Below are 15,441 nucleotides of genomic sequence, written 5' to 3' on the forward strand. Positions count from 1 at the left end.
CTCCGTCAGGTGATGCGGCATGCGTCAGGTGACCGGTCATGCGTCAAGTGACCGGGCATGCGTCAGGTGCGCAGGTATGTGTCAGGTGGACGGCAGTCCGTCATGTCGTCACGGGTCTTCACAGGACCGCAAAAAAAAGCAGCAGGCAGACGGTGCGACGACCGTCTGCCTGCCGAGCCCGCCCCATTCCCGGGCGACGCGTGAATTGCCGGGGGAAGGCCCTCTAACTGCCGTTCGCGAGGGCGACCACCGCATGGGCGGCCGAGGCGAGGGTGACGTGCCGGTGCCATCCGCCGAACGAACGGCCCGTGAAATCCCGGATGCCCACCCGGTCCGCGATCTCGGTGAAGTCCCGGTCCACCTTGCGGGTCAGGCGCGTCAGCCGTGCCAGGGACGCCGGCGAGGTCGTGGTCAGGTTCGTCAGCCACAGGCCCCCGGGCCAGGGGCCGCCCTCCTCCCCGACGCCCAGCAGCACCAGCTGCTCGCGTGCGACGGCGGCCGGGGACAGCGGCGGCAGCCCGACGCGGACGGCGGCGGCGAACCGCCGGGGCCGCGCCGCGCCGCCGGCGCGCTCGGTCTCCACCAGCGGCCGGCGCATGTCCTTGGCCAGGCCCATGATCTGCTGGGCGGACAGCGCCCTGCGGCCCCGGACGGGCAGGGCGGGGTCCGCCACGTCGAGCAGGAGGTCGCCCCGGATGCGCATCAGCAGCGGTACGCCGGCGGCGCCGAGCCGCTCGAACATCGTCGCCGTGTGCGCCTCGCAGGCGTCCAGCACCACCGGCCGCAGCGGCAGTTCCCACTCCGCCGAGGTCTCCCGCAACGCCTCGATGACGCACTCGGTGAGGGTCTCGACATCCGCGGCGTCCGGGATCGCGACCTGGCTGCGCCGGATGTCGTCCTTGAGCCACGCCTTGGGCAGGTGCAGCCGCCAGTTGACGGGGGCGCTGACGTCCTCGCAGGCCGCCCAGACGCCGACGGCCCGCTGCGCGTTGAGCACCTGGCCCAGGGTGGGGAAGTAATGCTTGTCGACGCCCACGGAATGCCGTCCGGTCTTGGGGATGATCATTGTCTTCACCACCCAGGCCCGCGGGGGGAAGGCGCCGGTCAGATGATGGGCAAGGGCGCGGCGCAACGGCACCCAGTCCCAGGTGGAAGCGGAAATGAAGTGGTGCAGGTTCTGTTCGGACACCTGCTCGTCGGCCAGCGTCGCCGCGATGTTGCGAACGGACTTGCGCCCCGGGGTCCGCAACAGGCCGCGTATGTACTGCATTCCCTTTCGGCACTGGTCGCTGCGCGTCAGGGAGGTGAACAGGGTCGAGGAGAGTTCGGCGAGGACCGCGTCCTGGGACGAGGACCGCAGGGTGGACGCCGGGATGTGTGGTGCGGGGTGCGCGAGGCGCAGGTCGAGATTGAGCATGGGTTCTCTTCACTCCTGCCCGGGCCGAATGCGTGGCATTGCCGGATGGCTCGGGTCCGTGTGGTGAGGACCTGCCATTCCTTCGCCCCCGTGGCCCGTGTCGGTGCTGGGGAGCCTGCGCCCCGACAGTAAGGACCGATGTGCGGGGTGACCACTGTCCGTCCTAGGAGAGTGTCAAGTTACCGGACGGTAGTTCTGTTGTCGTGGTCACGGCGATCAGATGGGCCACCGAGGCGAGCGTGATGTGCCGGTGCCAGCCGGGGAACGAGCGTCCCGCGAAGTCGCGCACGCCCACCCGCTCGGAGACGGCGGTGAAGTCGCGCACGACGGCCGCCGGCAGCCGGGTCAACCGCAGCGCCGGAACGGGGGAGGGGGCGGTGGTGTTGGTCAGCCACAACCGCCGGCGCCCGGCCGCGTTCCACTCGCACAGCAGCACCATCCCCTCGCCCTCCGCGGGCGGCGGCACCACCGGTATGGCCGCGGCCGTCGTGGGACCGTCACCGGGGTCCACCCGCCGTCGCAGGCGCGGGAGGAACTCGGCCAGGTCCCCGGCGGTGCGCTCCAGGTCGCCGTAGCGGGGCAGTTCGGCGCGGTCGAGCCGCAACGGCGTCGCCCGCCCCACGCGCACGAGGAACGGAAGCCCCAGCGACGACAGGAAGCGCGCGGTCGACGCGCCGTCCAGGCCGGGGATGTCCACGACGACCGGCAGGCGCAGCCCGCCGTCGATGCCGAGGACGCTGAAGACCGTCTCGCGCACGCACTCCTCGGTGCTGCACACCGCGGCGTCCTCCGGAACGCTCGCGCGCCGCCGCAGTGGGTCGGTCATCCAGCGCTCGGAGAGGTGCAGTTGCCAGTCGACGGGCACGGCGGCCCGTGGCGAGACCAGCCAGGAACCGACCGCCCGTTGGGCGTTGACGCTGCCGTACGGTGTGGGCTGCAGGTCCACGCCGACGGAGTGCGAGCCGACCTTGGGGATCAGGGTGTGCCGGATCACCCACGCCTCGGGCGCCAGCGTCCGGTACGCGTGACGGGCCAGGGCGTGCCGCACCGGCGTCCACTCCCACGGGGAGGAGCTGATGAAGTGGTGCACGCTTTGCTGCGCCGCCGCGCCGTCGAACCGGGCGGCGATGTTGCGCAGCGTCTTGCGGCCGGGCACCGACAGCAGGCCGCGGACGTACTGTTCGGCCTTCGCCCGTTGCCCGCTGCGCTGCAGGGAGGCGAACAGGTGCCGGCCGAGCGCGTCGTCCAGGGCCGCCGGTGCATGCGTCCCGGCCGCGGCGCGCGTGCGTCCACCCAGCTCTGGCATCGTGTAACCCCCCGTTGCCCGCCACCCGGCGGGTGGACGGAACGCCGTGCCGCCCGGTGCCGAAGACCCCGGGCGCCCCGAAAACCGGACTCACGTCCTGTTTATTTATACCGGGACTTTGCCATGGGGGACCGAACCATTCAGGCCACGCGGGCGTCAGGGGCGCCCGGTTGCGGTGGAGTCGGCCCCCGGCGCCAGCAGGCGCGCCGCGCGCGTGGGGGAGGTGTCCAGCTTCGCCAGCACCCCGGGGCGGGCGATGTTGGGCAGGGTGAGCCGCAGGAAGCCGGAGACCTCCGTGGACAGGTCGCACCCGGGCAGGCTCTCGGTGACCAGTTGTATGCCGGTCCAGGCGCCGACGAACATCCGTGCCGTCTCCTGCGGGTCGACGTGCACGAGCAGCTCCCCGCGCTCGCGGGCCGCGGTGAGCAGGTCCTGGCCGATGGCGATCCAGTCCGGCCAGCGGGTGCCGAACAGGCCGCGGGCCTTGACGTCGACGGACAGCCGGATGGAGGCGCTGAGCAGCGGTTCCCTGGGCAGGCGATGGGCCAGCAGCAGGGCCAGGTCCACCCACTCCTGCAGCTTGAACGTCTGCGGGGTGAGCCCCTCCATGGTCACCGCCTCGTCGAGCACGGCGCGGGCCAGCTCTTCCTTGGAGGTGAAGTGGAAGTACAGGCCGCCGCGGGTGAGCCGGGTCCGGTCGATGAGGCCGCCGATGGTCGTGGCGTCGTAGCCGAGTTGGTCGAACATCTCGGCCGCCGCCTCAAGGATGATCCGGCGGGTCTGGATCGCCCGCTCCTGCCTCGGCACCGCACACCTCCTGGACATTCCTTTACTAGTGCTTGAACTCACACTTACTCAAGGTCAAAACAGACCGGAGGGCCGGTACTTTAACAGCCCGAGGTATGGAGTTGCGCAGACCTGGCACACCTAGGGGGGGCCTTGCCCGACGTCACTCTGGAACCACCGGCCACTGTGGAAGCCCAGTCCTCCACGCCGCCGCCACATGCTCTCCTCGGTGCGTACGCGCACCTCAGACGCCCGGAATCCCTCCTGGTCACCGACTGGGAACCCACCGGAGCCCACGAGTTCGCCCTCGCCGTCCGCTGGCCCGCGGCCGGCGGACCCCTTCCCTACGACCCGCGCGTCCTCGCGCAGACCGTCCGGCAGACCGGACTGGTCGTCGCGCACGGCGCCTACGGCGTCCCGCTCACGCACCAAACCATGCTGAACGCCCTGGAGTTCACCGTCGCGCCGGACCTGCGCGCAGCCGACCGGCCCTGCGCGCTCGCCGTCGAGGTCACCGTCGCCGAACCGGCCGACAGCCGCGGCTCGGCGCGGAACCTGCGCATGGGCTTCCACATCCTGCGCGACGGGGTGACGGCGGCCCGGGCGCACTCCGAGTTCCGCTGGATTGCGCCGCGGGTCTACGCGCGGGTGCGCGGCTCCCACGCGACCGTCGACTGGGGCTCCTGGCCGCTGCCCGAGCCGATACCCGCCGGCCTCGCCGGACGGGCCTCGGCCGCCGACGTCGTCCTCGCCCCCGGGGATGCGCCGCACCGCTGGCTGCTGCGCAACGACACGGCCAACACCGCGCTGTTCGACCATCCCGTGGACCACGTACCGGGGTTGGCCCTGCTGGAGGCCGCCGACCAGGCCGCCCACGCACTGCTCGCGCCCGCCTCCCCGGTCACCCTGAGGATCGCCGCGAGCTACCGGAAGTACGTCGAGTTCGACCGGCCCTGCTGGATCGAGGCGACACCGCTGCCGGCGGCCGCGCCGGGCCGCTACGCCGTGCACGTCACCGGCACCCAGGACGGCGAGGAGACGTTCGCGGTCGACTTCAGCGGGGTGAAGGGCAGTTGACGCAACGGCTGCGGCCCCCGGCACGCACGAGCGTGTGCCGGGGGCCGCAGCGGCGGTCCGTCGCGTCAGGCGGGCAGGACCTCGAAGAGCTTGTACGTGACCTGCTCGCCCGCCAGCTTCCGGTCGGCCGTGCCCAGGGGCGCGAGACGCGTGCCCGCCTTGGCGGCGACCTCGGTGATCCGGTCGATGTCGCCGAAGCTGTTGAAGGTGACCAGCGCCCGGCCGCCGGGCAGCAGCCGCCCGTGCACCTGGGAGAGGTAGCGACCGAGGGCGGAGTAGCCCCGGTCGAAGATCGCCCACTCGAAGTCCCGGGTGAACTCGAAGTCGGCCGGGGCCTCGAAGACGCTGCAGTTCCAGAAGACGGCGTCGAAGCGTTCGTCCGGGCCGAGCTCGTCGAACAGGTCGCTGCGCAGGGCCCGTACGCGGTCGGCGACGCCGTGCCGCGCGGCATTGAGCAGGGTGCTGTCGACCGCGCTCTGCACGATGTCGGTCGCGGTCACCTCGGCGCAGCCGTGCAGGGCCGCCCACACGGCGGTGACGCCCGCCCCGCAGCCGATCTCCAGGAAGCGGCCGCCCAAGGGGTAGGGGATGGCGGTGGTGTACCACTCGGTGCCGGTGCCCGGGTGGGGTGCGTACGTCCCGGGAACCACGTCCCACTGCTTGCCCAGGAGGTCGAAGGCGGTGGGCTCGGGGCCGTCGGCGGTGCCCAGTTCCTCGACGAGCTTGCGCCCGAGGCGGTACCTGCCGTCGAAGTCTTCCGTGTGCTGCTCCGTGGACTGCATGGCTCTCCCTGTGCGATCGGGTCGGGCGCGGTTCAGGCGGACTTCAGGTGCTCCAGGTCGGCGGCGTACTTCGCGATGAGGGCCGGTGTCAGGTGCGGGATGTCGCCGCCGGGGCCGAGCCCCGCGGCCCGTACGGCGGCCCGGAAGCGGTCGGAGGGAATGGCGGAGCCGGCGACGGCCTCCTCGGGCTGCGCGAAGCCGTGCAGCAGGGGCAGCGCCGAGTGGCGGCGCTGTGCTTCGGGCAGGGCGCGCAGGGCGGCCTCGAAGCGCGTGAGCCAGTCGCCGTGGTCGTCGATGCGCGTGATCCTGTGGCCGGCATCCTGGAGCCAGTCGACGAAGGTGTCGAGCGATATCCCGTCGTCGTGCGGGTTGACCAGGCTGAACGTCCGGTAGCCGGGTGCGGTGCCGCTGCCGAGGGCCACGACGGCCGCGGCGGTGAAGTCGACGGGCAGGCCGTCGTAGTGGGCGCGCGGACGGGTGCCGTCGGCGCCCGCGCGGTAGAAGGAACGCGGTGCCAGGCCGGTGGCGATGACGCTGAACAGCAGGCGGCTGAACATGTCCGGGACGTTGAGCTGCCCGCCGTACCGGCTGTGCGCGAGGATCATGTTCGACCGGAAGGTGGTGACGGGCAGGCCGCAGCGGTCGTGGGCCTCCCGCAGCAGGACCTCGCCGGCCCACTTGCTCGTGGCGTACCCGGCCGCGTACCCGCCGTCGACCGGCTGGACGGGCAGGGCGGTCCGTACGTCGGCGTCCTCGCCGAGGGCCCTCCCTCCGGGCAGCGAGGTGGCGACGGCGACGCTGGAGATGTAGGTGAACGGCTTGATCCGCTCGGTCAGCGCGAGCCGGACGAGCTCGGCGGTGCCCAGCACGTTGGCGTCGAAGAGGTGGTGGTACGGCAGGACGTGGTTGACCAGGGCGCCCGCGTGGACGATCAGGTCGGTCTCGCGCGCCAGCCGCTGCCACGTCGCCTCGTCCAGGCCGAGCCGGGGCTCGGCGACGTCGCCGGCCACGACCTCCAGGTGCTCCGCCAGCGTCTCGAAGGCGCGCACGAGGTCGGCGTCGCCGCCGGCGAAGGCGCCGGCGAGCCGCTCGCGGGCCGCGGCGGCGTCCTTGCCGCGCACCACGCAGGTCAGTTTCCCGCCCGTGGCCGCGAGCTTCTGCAGCCACTCCAGGCACAGGAAGCGCCCGAGGTAGCCGTTGGCCCCCGTCAGCAGGACGTGCCGGGGCTCACCGGTGGGCCGGGGCAGCCCGCTCGCGGCGGCGAGGGTCGGCGCGTCCAGGAACGCCTCCAGGGTGAGGTCCGCGGCGCGGACCTCGGTGACGTCCGCGCCGTGCACGGAGGCGGCGGTGGGCCGGTCGCTCCCGGTCGCGCGCCGGGTCTCGATGTGGCCGGCCAGCTGCTGCAGGTCGTACGCGGGGCTGATGATCATGTCGACCGGCACCCGGACGGCGAAGATCTCCTGGAGCAGGTCGGAGAAGGACACCGCCGACAGCGAGTCCCCGCCGAGGTCGCGGAAGCGGGCCGCCGGGCCCACCTCGATGGTGGAGGTGCCCAGCAGTGCCCGGGCTGCCCGCTGCACCGTCTCCAGCACCGGTCGGTCCGCGGCGCCGCGGCGCACCTCCAGCAGCTCCTCGGCCTCGCGCTCGGTCGTCCGGACGTACAGCTCCTCCAGGCGCTCGCGGTAGCGCTCCAGCAGCTGCGGCCGCAGCAGCTTGCGATGGTCCGACAGCAGGCCGTTGGCCTGACTGAACGGCTCGGTCTCGATCAGCAGACCGCGGGGGACCTCGTAGGAGTTCAGCCCCGCGTCCTTGGCGATCTGCTGGAACGATTCGCTCAGCCGCTGCTCCAGGCTCTCCGGCACGCCGTCCGCCTCCGCCAGGGCCTCGGCGGTGGGGACGACCACCGCGAGGAGGTAGGAGCGTTCGCCGTTGCCGTAGACGAAGATCTGCCGCACCAGCGGGCTCGCGGCGAAGACGGCCTCCAGCGTCGCGGTCGCCACGAACTCGCCCTGCGAGAGCTTCAGTACGCTGGAGCGGCGGTCGACGACGGCGAGCCGGTCCGGGCCGGTCTGCGCGACGATGTCGCCCGTCTTGTAGTAGCCGTCCTCGTCCAGGATCCGGGCGGACAGCTCGGGCTGCTTGTAGTACCCGGGCACCAGGGCCTCGGTCTTCAGCAGGAGCTCGCCGCGCGGATGGGGGGAGTCGGTGCGGAAGTAGCCGAGTTCGGGCACGTCGGCCAGCTTGTAGTCGGTCACCGGCGGGCGCAGCAGCGCGCCGTCGACCCACACGGCCGCGGCCTCGGTGGAGCCGTAGATGATGTGCAGCTCGATGCCCAGGAGGGACTCGACGAACGCGGCCAGGTCCGCCGACAGGGGCGCCGAGCCGCAACTGGCCCAGCCGATGCGGCCGCCGAGGACGGCGGTACGCATCTGTGCCTTGACCTCTTCCTCTGCCGCCTCGCGGTCGGCGCCGGCCAGCACCCGCCGGTCGAGCTCGCTGCGGTATTTCTGGTGGAGCATTTCGCACACGCGCGGCACCAGGGACAACTCGGTCGGCCGGGCGAGCGCGATGTCCTCGAAGAAGGTGGAAAGGTCGCTGCTGGCCGTGAAATAGGTGATGCCGCCGCGGGCCATCGTGTTTTTGAGGGAGGAGTGGCCGGCGACATGACTCATCGGCATGTAATGGAACGTGATCGCGTGCTCGTCCGAGAAGAGCTTCGCCCACGCGCCGCCCCACATCGCCGCGGCCAGCCGATTGGTGTACATGGCACCCTTGGGCGTTCCGGTGCTGCCCGAGGTGTAGACGAGCATGGCCAGCGGATCGTCGTCGTCCGCCGGTGTGTACAAGGGGGCGTCGGGCAGGTCGGCGCCCCGCGCGAGGAGGTCCGGCAGGACGTCGACGGGCACGTCGCGGCCGGCCTCCGCCAGGCGCTCGCGCGCGGCCGACAGCGCCTCGCGGTCCGCGTCGACCTGCTCGTGGAAGTCGAAGACCACCAGGCGCCGGACGGAGGCGTTCTTCAGGGTCAAGGAGACCGCCACGTCCAGGCGTTCGAGGCTGGAGGCGACCGTGAAGGGCTCGGTCTCCGCCACGATCGCCTCCAGCTGCGGCATGGGCGCGCTGGTCTGCAGGGGTACGGTGACCGCGCCGAGGTGGACGCAGGCCAGGTCGACGGTGGCGTAGTCGCCGCTCGCGAAGCCCAGCAGGGCGACGCGCTCGCCGGGCGCGAGGGCGTGCTCGCGGTGGTGGTGCCATTCACGGGCCACGGCCCGTACGCGGCCGAGCACGTCGGCGAAGCTGGTCGTCTCGTACCGGGGGAGGAGACGCAGCGAGACGCGGCCGGTCGCCGGGTCCGTCACGAATTCCTTGGCGCGTTCGCCGAGGGCGGGCCGCTCCGCGTAGCGCTCCAATACACTCGCCATCATTTGCGCAAGCCGCATTCCGCATCTCCGCATCGCATCAATGGCCGACTTCTGGGCTCGGAAAAGGACGGACGCGCGCCGGTGGAAGGAAGTCCCAGGGCGCGGCAGGGGGTTTCGCAACGGATTGCCGTTGCCCTGTCCGTCGGGCGATGCTAACCACAGCCGGGACGGGGCCCGGAGAAGTGCGACGACGATCTGTCAGGTCGCGGAAGATACGTCACACAGGGCCGTGAATACGGGCCGGTAATGGCGCGGGGAATGGGCTACACTCCGTCGGCGGCCACCACGGCGCCCCTGACGGGCGCCGTTGATGGCCGGTCGCGCCCACGCGGCGGCAGCCGCAGATCGAACGCTGCCCCGCGCCCCTACGGGGCGCCGTCGGTGGCACGCAGGGGAAGGGTCGTCAGGGCCTCGGCCAGCGGCGCGAGTTCGGGCAGGGCGCCGGCTCCCTCCAGGGCCTCGGCCAGTGAGGCGTCGTGGGTCGGCCGGGCCCGGTCGAGCACGGCATGGCCGTCGGCGGTGACGCGGGTGTAGATGCCGCGGCGGTCCTCCTCGCAGATGTACCGCTCCAGCAGGCCGCGTTGCTCCAGCCGGGTCACCAGCCGGGTGGTGGCGGACTGGCTGAGCACCACGGCCTTGGAGAGCTGGTTCATCCGCAGGCGGTAGCCGCCCTCCTGCGACAGCGTCTCCAGGACCCCGTACTCGCTGACGGACAGGCCGTGTTCGTGCTGCAGCGCCCGTTCGAGCGCGTCCTCGATCCGCGCGTGCAGTGCGGCCAGCGTGCGCCAGCCCTGCGCGCGGGCCAGGGCGGAGTTGTCGTTGATCGACATCGGGCCCAACACCCCCTTGCGAACGTCTGCCTGGATGCGGCAACATCAGGCTCCTGAAATATAACGCGCGCGCAACTATCGCGGACGCGGGTTGTTGTGCGCTCTCCGGATCAGTCTATGGGGAGAGGACGTCCCACATGTCGGGCAGCTCGGCTCCGAGTGAACAGAAAACGGGAGGCGAGGCCTTGGCGGCTCCCGAGGCAGCGGCTCCGGGGCTCCAGGGCCCCGTGCGGTGGTCGGCCCGGTTATGGGTCTCACTGCTCATCTTCAGCGGGGTGATCCTGCTGGACGGCCTCGACGTCTCGATGATCGTCGTGGCCATCCCCGAGATCCAGAGCGAATTCGGGATGAGCGCGGGCACCGCGCAGTGGCTGGCCGGCGCCTACATCCTGGCCTTCGGCAGCTTCCTGCTGCTCGGCGGGCGCGTCGCCGACCTCTTCGGCCGCCGGCGGGTGCTGGTGCTGGCCATGGCGGCCTTCGCGGTCGTCTCCACGCTCGGCGCCCTCGCCGACGACTCGACCCTGCTGATCGTCTCGCGGTTCGTCAAGGGCATGGCGGCCGGCTTCGCCGCCCCCGCGGCCATGTCGCTGCTGACCACGACCTTCCCCGAAGGCCCGCAGCGCAACAAGGCCTTCGGCATCTTCAACGTCTTCGAGGCGTCCGGCTACTCCTCCGGCCTGCTGGTGGGCGGCCTGCTCGCGGCACTGGACTGGCGCTCGATCTTCATCCTGCCGATCCCCCTCTCCCTGCTCATGCTCTTCGGCGCCCTGCGCATCCTGCCGCCGGACCCCCCGCGCACCGAGCGGCAGCGCCTGGACCTCGGCGGCGCCGTCACCCTGGTCGGCGGCACCCTCACGCTGGTCTTCACCACCGTCCAGGCGGCCGAGGTGGGCTGGGGCTCGTGGCGCACCATCGGCGGGTACGTGCTCTCCGCGCTGCTGCTCGGCGGCTTCCTGCTGATCGAGCGCACCGTCAAGGAGCCCCTGATCCGCCTCGACCTCTTCCGCAACCGGGGCCTGGTGACCGCGAACATCAGCATCGGCGTGCTGTACGGCGGCGCGATGGGCTTCCAGTTCCTCCTCGGCCTGTACCTGCAGGACCTGATGGGGTGGAAGCCGTGGCAGATGGCCCTGGTGCTGCTGCCGGCGGGCCTCATGGTCGTCGTCATCGGCCCCAAGCTGGGCGCCCTGATGGACCGGTTCGGTGTCACCAAGGTGCTGATGACCGGGCTCCTGGCCTTCCTCCCGTGCTACGTGCTCATGCTCTTCATCGGCTCCGAGCCGAACCTGTGGGGCGTGCTGCTGCCCGCCTCCGTGCTGTGGGGCGTCGGCTTCGCCCTGAGCATCGCCACGCTGATGGTCGCCGGCACCAACGGCGTGCCGGACGAGGAGCAGGGCCTGGCGGCCGGGCTGCTCAACAGCTCGCTGCAGGTCGGCGGCGCCTTCGGGCTCGCCGTCGTCACCGCGACGATCCTGCCGGGCACCGAGCTGGACATGCTCTACCCGGGCCTGTGGCTCATCCTGGGCCTGGCCGTCCTGACGATCCTGGTGCAGGTCTCCAACAAGCAGAAGTGACCCTCTGGCGCCGCGGACCGGTGCCCGGCCCCTTTCGGCCGGGCACCGGTCCGCGGACGGTCACTCCTGCAGCAGGCGCTGGAAGGCGACGGTGTCGAAGACGTCCTCCATGCGTACCGCCTTGCCGTCGCGGATCGTCCACGCATGCAGGAACTTCAAGGTCCGCGTGCGGCCGCGCCTGTTCGTCACCTCCCTGACGCCGAGGACGACGACGCGGTCGCCGGAGACGATGAACTCCTGCGGGTCGAGCACCATCCCGCCGACGTGCTGCGGGACGCGGGCGAGGAACTCCTTGATGCCGGCGTGGCCCCGCTGGGTGCCGCCCAGGCCGTAGTCGGCCATGCCGTCGGGGTGGACCCACTCGGCGTCGGCGGCGAAGACGCCGAGGAAGGCGTCGAGGTCACGGTCGCGGTGCGCGGCGTAGGCCGTGCGGACCAGTGCGAGGTTCTCGGACGAGGTCATGGGTGGGCTTCCTCCTAGCCGGCGGTCGCGAGGCTGCGGGCGTACTGCGGGTACAGGGCTTCGAGGGTGCTGCGGATCCCCTCGCGCCAGCCGACCGTGCACGGGCCGGTGAGCGAGCGGCGCAGGGTGGGGTCGAAGCGGTACGTCTCGCGCGTGACCGCGCTCGGCACGAGGTGCGCCTCGATACCGGTGAGCTCCTCCAGATGACGTACGCAGTCGGTCATCCCCATCGCCTCGTCGCCGCCCCAGTTGACGAGCGTGGCTGGAATGCCGGCGGCCCGCCACAGGTGCGGCACCTGCGCCACGAGGTCGTCGGTGTGCAGGGGCGAGCACCAGTTCTGGCCGGTCAGGGGCACCGCGATGGGCTCGCCGGCGAGCATGCGGGCGAAGTACAGCATCGGCACGCCGCCGTAGCCGCCGGGACCGTAGGCGATGTTCAGCCGGGCGATGGTGGTGGGCAGGCCCAGGACGCGGGCGAACGCGCGGGCCGTGCCCTCCGCGGCGATCTTGCCGACGGGGTAGGCCGGCAGCCAGTCGGCGACACCGTCGACCGGGTCGGACTCGGTGTAGGCGTGGTCCAGGGTGCTGCGGGCGTACAGGGCGCCGGTGGAGACGTACAGGAACGCCTCCGCGGTGCGGCAGTGGGTCATCAGGCGGCCGGTGGCCACCGAGTTGATCTCGACGGCGGCGGTGACGTCGCCGTCCTCGCCCCGGTGCACGGCGGAGTGCAGGACGTGGGTGAAGTCCTGCGGGACGCCCTTGAGGGCGTCGGGGGAGGCGTCGGCCATGTCCCAGTACCAGGTGGTGACGCCCTGCCGGGTCAGCTCCCGGGCCACGCCGGGGGTGCCGAAGCGGCCCAGGCACCACACCTCGTTGTTGCGGGCGAGGGCCTCGGCGACGGGGCGGGCGACCTGCCCGGTGCCGCCGGTGATCAGGATCTTCTTGCCGGTGAGTGCGGAGAGGTTCATGCGGGCTGCCCCATGCGGTCGGCGTCGGCGGCGGCCAGGGCGCGGTCGAGCTCCCGGCGCAGGATGGACTGGAACGCGGCGACGTGCCGCGGTCCCATCAGGGTGTAGTGCTCCCCGGGGATGTCGAGGTAGCGGTTGGGACCGGTGGTGAAGTCGTCCCAGCGGCGCAGTTCCCGCTCCACCCACTCTTCTTTGGTGCCCCGCAGGGGGACGGCGCAGAAGACGGTCATGGAGCGCACGCGCCCGGCGGGCTCGTAGCTGCGGCCCAGGTCGGTCAGGGAGTCGGCCAGCTCCGCCCAGGTGCCGAACCGCTCCTCGTCGAGGTCCAGCTCGCGCAGCCGCTCGGCGGGGGCGAGTCGAAGAATGCGGCGGGTCTGCTCCTCCCGGGGCAGGCCGCGCAGCAGGCCCGGCAGCTCCCGGGCCGTGCGCCGGTCGACCAGGTCCAGGAAGAGGGCCAGGTTGGCGGCGGTCTCGGGGAAGTCCAGCTCGTTCATGCGGTACTTGATGTGCGGGGGCAGGTTGAAGCTGCCGAGGAAGTCCACCCGCTCGCCGGCCGCCTCCAGCACCTTGGCGATCTCGAAGGCGACGGCGGCACCGAAGGAGTAGCCGGCCAGCGCATAGGGGCCGTGCGGCTGCCGGGCGCGGATGGCGTCCACGTAGGCGTCGACCATCTGCTCGAAGGTGGCGAAGGGCTTCTCGTGCTCGCCGAAGCCGCGGGCCCGCAGGGCGTAGAAGGGCCGGTCGCCGGTGAAGTACTGGGCGAGGTTGGCGAAGACGAGGACCTCGCCGACCCCCGGATGCACGCAGAACAGCGGCGTCCCGTCGCCGGACGTCTGCAGCGGCACCACCGGGTCGTACGCCTGCCCGGCCGCCTGCTCCGGCGCGCTCAGGCGGGCGGCGAGCGCCCGGACGGTGGGGGCGGTCAGCAGGGTGATGATCTCCGGCCCGGCGACGCCCAGGCGCTGCGAGACCTTGGCGCGCAGCCGCAGCAGGTCCAGCGAGGTGCCGCCGAGGTCGAAGAAGTTCGCGGTGGCGCTGACCGCGGCCGGGTCGGTGCCGAACAGCTCGGCGTAGATCTCCGCCAGGATCCGCTCGGTGCGCCCCTCGGGCTCGGTGTGCCCGCCGAGCATGCGCTCGGTCAGCTCCGCGACCGCGCGCTGCTCGGCGGCGTAGGCCCCCGACTCCAGCCGGCGGCGCATCAGCGCGCGCTGGATCTTGCCCAGGCTGGTCTTGGGGAAGGCCTTTGCGGGCAGCGGCAGGACGAGGGCGGGGCGGAACCCCCAGTGCATGACCACGGTGCTGCGCACGGCGATCAGTACGCGGTACAGCGCGCCCGGATCCCCGGCGGGGACCTCCGGGTGGAAGGCGATCACCAGCTGCTCGGTGTCGCTGCCGGCCGGGCGCAGCGGGAAGGCCGCGACGTAGGAGGCGGCGACGCCGTCGAGCCGTTCGAGGGCGGCCTCGATGTCGTGGCTGAAGTAGTTGACGCCGTTGACGATGACGCTGTCCTTGCTGCGGCCGACCAGGGTGAGCCGGCCGTCCTCCAGGCGGCCCAGGTCGCCGCTGCGGAACCAGCCGTCGGCGGTGAACGCCTCGCGGGTGGCCCGCGCGTCGTTGTAGTAGCCCGGGGTGATCATCGGGCCGGCCAGCTGGAGTTCGCCGGTCTCGCCGTCGGGCAGCACCTCGTCGTCCTCGCCGGCGATGCGCAGGCGCAGTCCCTCGACGGGGGTGCCCAGGCAGGCGAACTCCTTGCCGCGGTCGACGGCGGGGAAGGCGCGGGAGTAGACGCTGCCGGCGCAGGTCTCGGTCATGCCGAAGGCCGGCCACAGTGCGTCGGGGGCCAGCCCGTGGTCGGCGTACCGGGCGAGGAAGGCCTCGCCGGTGGCGCACACCACGGCCTCGCCGCCGCTGATGATGTGCCGCAGCCGGCCCAGGTCGAGCCGCTCCCCGCAGGCGTCCAGGCGCTCGGCGGCGGAAGTGAGCAGTCCGATCAGGAAGTTGGGTGCGAAGGTCATGGTGACCTCGTGCCGGGAGACCAGGCGCAGGAACTCCAGCGGCTCGCCGAGGATCACGGGGGCGGGCACGTGCAGCTGGCGGCTGCCGGTGGACAGCGGCAGCAGGTGGCACTCCAGCAGCGCGGCCACGTGGTCGAAGGAGACCCAGTTCAAGGTGGTGTCGCCGGGGCCGAGGCGGTGGTGGCCGTTCTTGCCGGCCATGGAGGCCAGCAGGTTGGCGTGGCTGAGCATCACGGCCTTGGCCGCGCCGGTGGAGCCGGAGGTCAGGAAGAGCACCGCGGTGTCGTCGGGTGCAGCGGGGTACGGGGTGGGGGTGCCGGCGGTGGGGCGGCCCGCGTCGGCGGCGGCACGCAGCGCGCTCAGGGGCACGGCCACCAGGCCGTCCACGGGCGGCAGTTCGGCGGCCAGTTCGTCGCCGGCAATCAGCAGGGGCCCGTCGAGCAGCGCGGTCACGTGCGCCAGCTGGGCGGCCCAGCGCTCGGCGTCGCCGCGCAGCGGAACCAGGGGACAGGGGACGAAACCGCCGAGGACGGCGGCCCAGAAGGCGGTGAGGAAGTCGCGGGGGTGCTCGAGGACGAGGACGACCCGGTCGCCGGGGCGCAGGCCGCGCTCGCGCAGCCCGTCCAGCAGGTGAGTGGCGTCGTCCAACAGCTGGACGTGGGTCTGGTCCTGGTAGTCGGCCCCGGCGCCGCCGGAGCAGTAGCGGATCCCCGTGTCCGGATGGTGCCGGCTTGCGTCGAGGAGCAGGTCGGCGATGCTCCGCGGGCGTGCAGTTGTCATGTTTTCCCCGTTGCTTCAAGGCGCG

11 protein-coding genes are annotated in these 15,441 nt (G+C 72.1%); 2 read left to right on the forward strand and 9 right to left on the reverse strand.

Features of this window, described 5'->3' with window-relative positions:
• Window positions 1-223: 223 nt before the first annotated feature.
• From AB0K17_RS13780 to AB0K17_RS13790, 3 genes are all read right to left on the reverse strand, one after another.
• Window positions 224-1,417 (reverse strand): transposase, encoded by a 1,194-nt coding sequence (locus AB0K17_RS13780; RefSeq protein WP_365964413.1) that lies wholly within the window; start codon window positions 1,415-1,417, stop codon window positions 224-226.
• Between the two features lie 163 nt (window positions 1,418-1,580).
• A complete protein-coding gene (locus AB0K17_RS13785; RefSeq protein ID WP_365964412.1) occupies window positions 1,581-2,723 on the reverse strand; it encodes a transposase in 1,143 nt (380 codons plus the stop codon).
• A 156-nt stretch (window positions 2,724-2,879) separates the two neighbouring features.
• The gene (locus AB0K17_RS13790) at window positions 2,880-3,530 is read right to left on the reverse strand and encodes a ScbR family autoregulator-binding transcription factor (RefSeq protein ID WP_365964411.1); all 651 of its coding nucleotides are present in this window, start codon (window positions 3,528-3,530) and stop codon (window positions 2,880-2,882) included.
• 132 nt (window positions 3,531-3,662) lie between these two features.
• Here AB0K17_RS13790 and AB0K17_RS13795 point away from each other — a divergent pair, with 132 nt between their 5' ends.
• Window positions 3,663-4,586 carry a ScbA/BarX family gamma-butyrolactone biosynthesis protein gene (locus AB0K17_RS13795; RefSeq protein WP_365983082.1) on the forward strand — a complete coding sequence of 308 codons (924 nt, stop codon included), beginning with the start codon at window positions 3,663-3,665 and terminating at the stop codon, window positions 4,584-4,586.
• A gap of 65 nt (window positions 4,587-4,651) precedes the next feature.
• On the opposite strand, the gene AB0K17_RS13800 is transcribed toward AB0K17_RS13795, so the two are convergent.
• The 3 genes from AB0K17_RS13800 to AB0K17_RS13810 all read right to left on the reverse strand — a co-directional run bounded on the left by AB0K17_RS13800 (window position 4,652) and on the right by AB0K17_RS13810 (window position 9,617).
• The gene (locus AB0K17_RS13800) at window positions 4,652-5,368 is read right to left on the reverse strand and encodes a methyltransferase domain-containing protein (protein WP_365964409.1); all 717 of its coding nucleotides are present in this window, start codon (window positions 5,366-5,368) and stop codon (window positions 4,652-4,654) included.
• A 32-nt stretch (window positions 5,369-5,400) separates the two neighbouring features.
• The gene (gene car / locus AB0K17_RS13805) at window positions 5,401-8,907 is read right to left on the reverse strand and encodes a carboxylic acid reductase (protein ID WP_365983083.1); all 3,507 of its coding nucleotides are present in this window, start codon (window positions 8,905-8,907) and stop codon (window positions 5,401-5,403) included.
• 245 nt (window positions 8,908-9,152) lie between these two features.
• Window positions 9,153-9,617, reverse strand: a complete 465-nt coding sequence (locus AB0K17_RS13810; protein ID WP_365964407.1) for a MarR family transcriptional regulator — start codon at window positions 9,615-9,617, stop codon at window positions 9,153-9,155.
• Between the two features lie 185 nt (window positions 9,618-9,802).
• Here AB0K17_RS13810 and AB0K17_RS13815 point away from each other — a divergent pair, with 185 nt between their 5' ends.
• Window positions 9,803-11,191 carry an MFS transporter gene (locus tag AB0K17_RS13815; RefSeq protein WP_365964406.1) on the forward strand — a complete coding sequence of 463 codons (1,389 nt, stop codon included), beginning with the start codon at window positions 9,803-9,805 and terminating at the stop codon, window positions 11,189-11,191.
• A gap of 60 nt (window positions 11,192-11,251) precedes the next feature.
• On the opposite strand, the gene AB0K17_RS13820 is transcribed toward AB0K17_RS13815, so the two are convergent.
• The 3 genes from AB0K17_RS13820 to AB0K17_RS13830 are packed head-to-tail and all read right to left on the reverse strand — an operon-like array spanning window position 11,252 to window position 15,416.
• Window positions 11,252-11,653 (reverse strand): nuclear transport factor 2 family protein, encoded by a 402-nt coding sequence (locus AB0K17_RS13820; RefSeq protein WP_365964405.1) that lies wholly within the window; start codon window positions 11,651-11,653, stop codon window positions 11,252-11,254.
• Window positions 11,654-11,667: 14 nt separating this feature from the next.
• Window positions 11,668-12,621 (reverse strand): NAD(P)-dependent oxidoreductase, encoded by a 954-nt coding sequence (locus tag AB0K17_RS13825; protein ID WP_365983084.1) that lies wholly within the window; start codon window positions 12,619-12,621, stop codon window positions 11,668-11,670.
• Window positions 12,618-15,416, reverse strand: a complete 2,799-nt coding sequence (locus tag AB0K17_RS13830; protein WP_365983085.1) for a non-ribosomal peptide synthetase — start codon at window positions 15,414-15,416, stop codon at window positions 12,618-12,620. The genes AB0K17_RS13825 and AB0K17_RS13830 overlap by 4 nt, the downstream gene beginning before the upstream one ends.
• Between the last annotated feature and the right edge of the window lie 25 nt (window positions 15,417-15,441).

Source organism: Streptomyces sp. NPDC049585 (genome assembly GCF_040675615.1).
Taxonomy (GTDB): Bacteria; Actinomycetota; Actinomycetes; order Streptomycetales; family Streptomycetaceae; genus Streptomyces; species Streptomyces luteosporeus.

Coding starts and splice junctions, on each gene's coding strand:
- AB0K17_RS13780 (WP_365964413.1), bottom strand. CDS start 1,417: ATGCTCAATCTCGACCTGCGCCTCGCGCACCCCGCACCACACATCCCG.
- AB0K17_RS13785 (WP_365964412.1), bottom strand. CDS start 2,723: ATGCCAGAGCTGGGTGGACGCACGCGCGCCGCGGCCGGGACGCATGCA.
- AB0K17_RS13800 (WP_365964409.1), bottom strand. CDS start 5,368: ATGCAGTCCACGGAGCAGCACACGGAAGACTTCGACGGCAGGTACCGC.
- AB0K17_RS13810 (WP_365964407.1), bottom strand. CDS start 9,617: ATGTCGATCAACGACAACTCCGCCCTGGCCCGCGCGCAGGGCTGGCGC.
- AB0K17_RS13820 (WP_365964405.1), bottom strand. CDS start 11,653: ATGACCTCGTCCGAGAACCTCGCACTGGTCCGCACGGCCTACGCCGCG.
- AB0K17_RS13825 (WP_365983084.1), bottom strand. CDS start 12,621: ATGAACCTCTCCGCACTCACCGGCAAGAAGATCCTGATCACCGGCGGC.
- AB0K17_RS13830 (WP_365983085.1), bottom strand. CDS start 15,416: ATGACAACTGCACGCCCGCGGAGCATCGCCGACCTGCTCCTCGACGCA.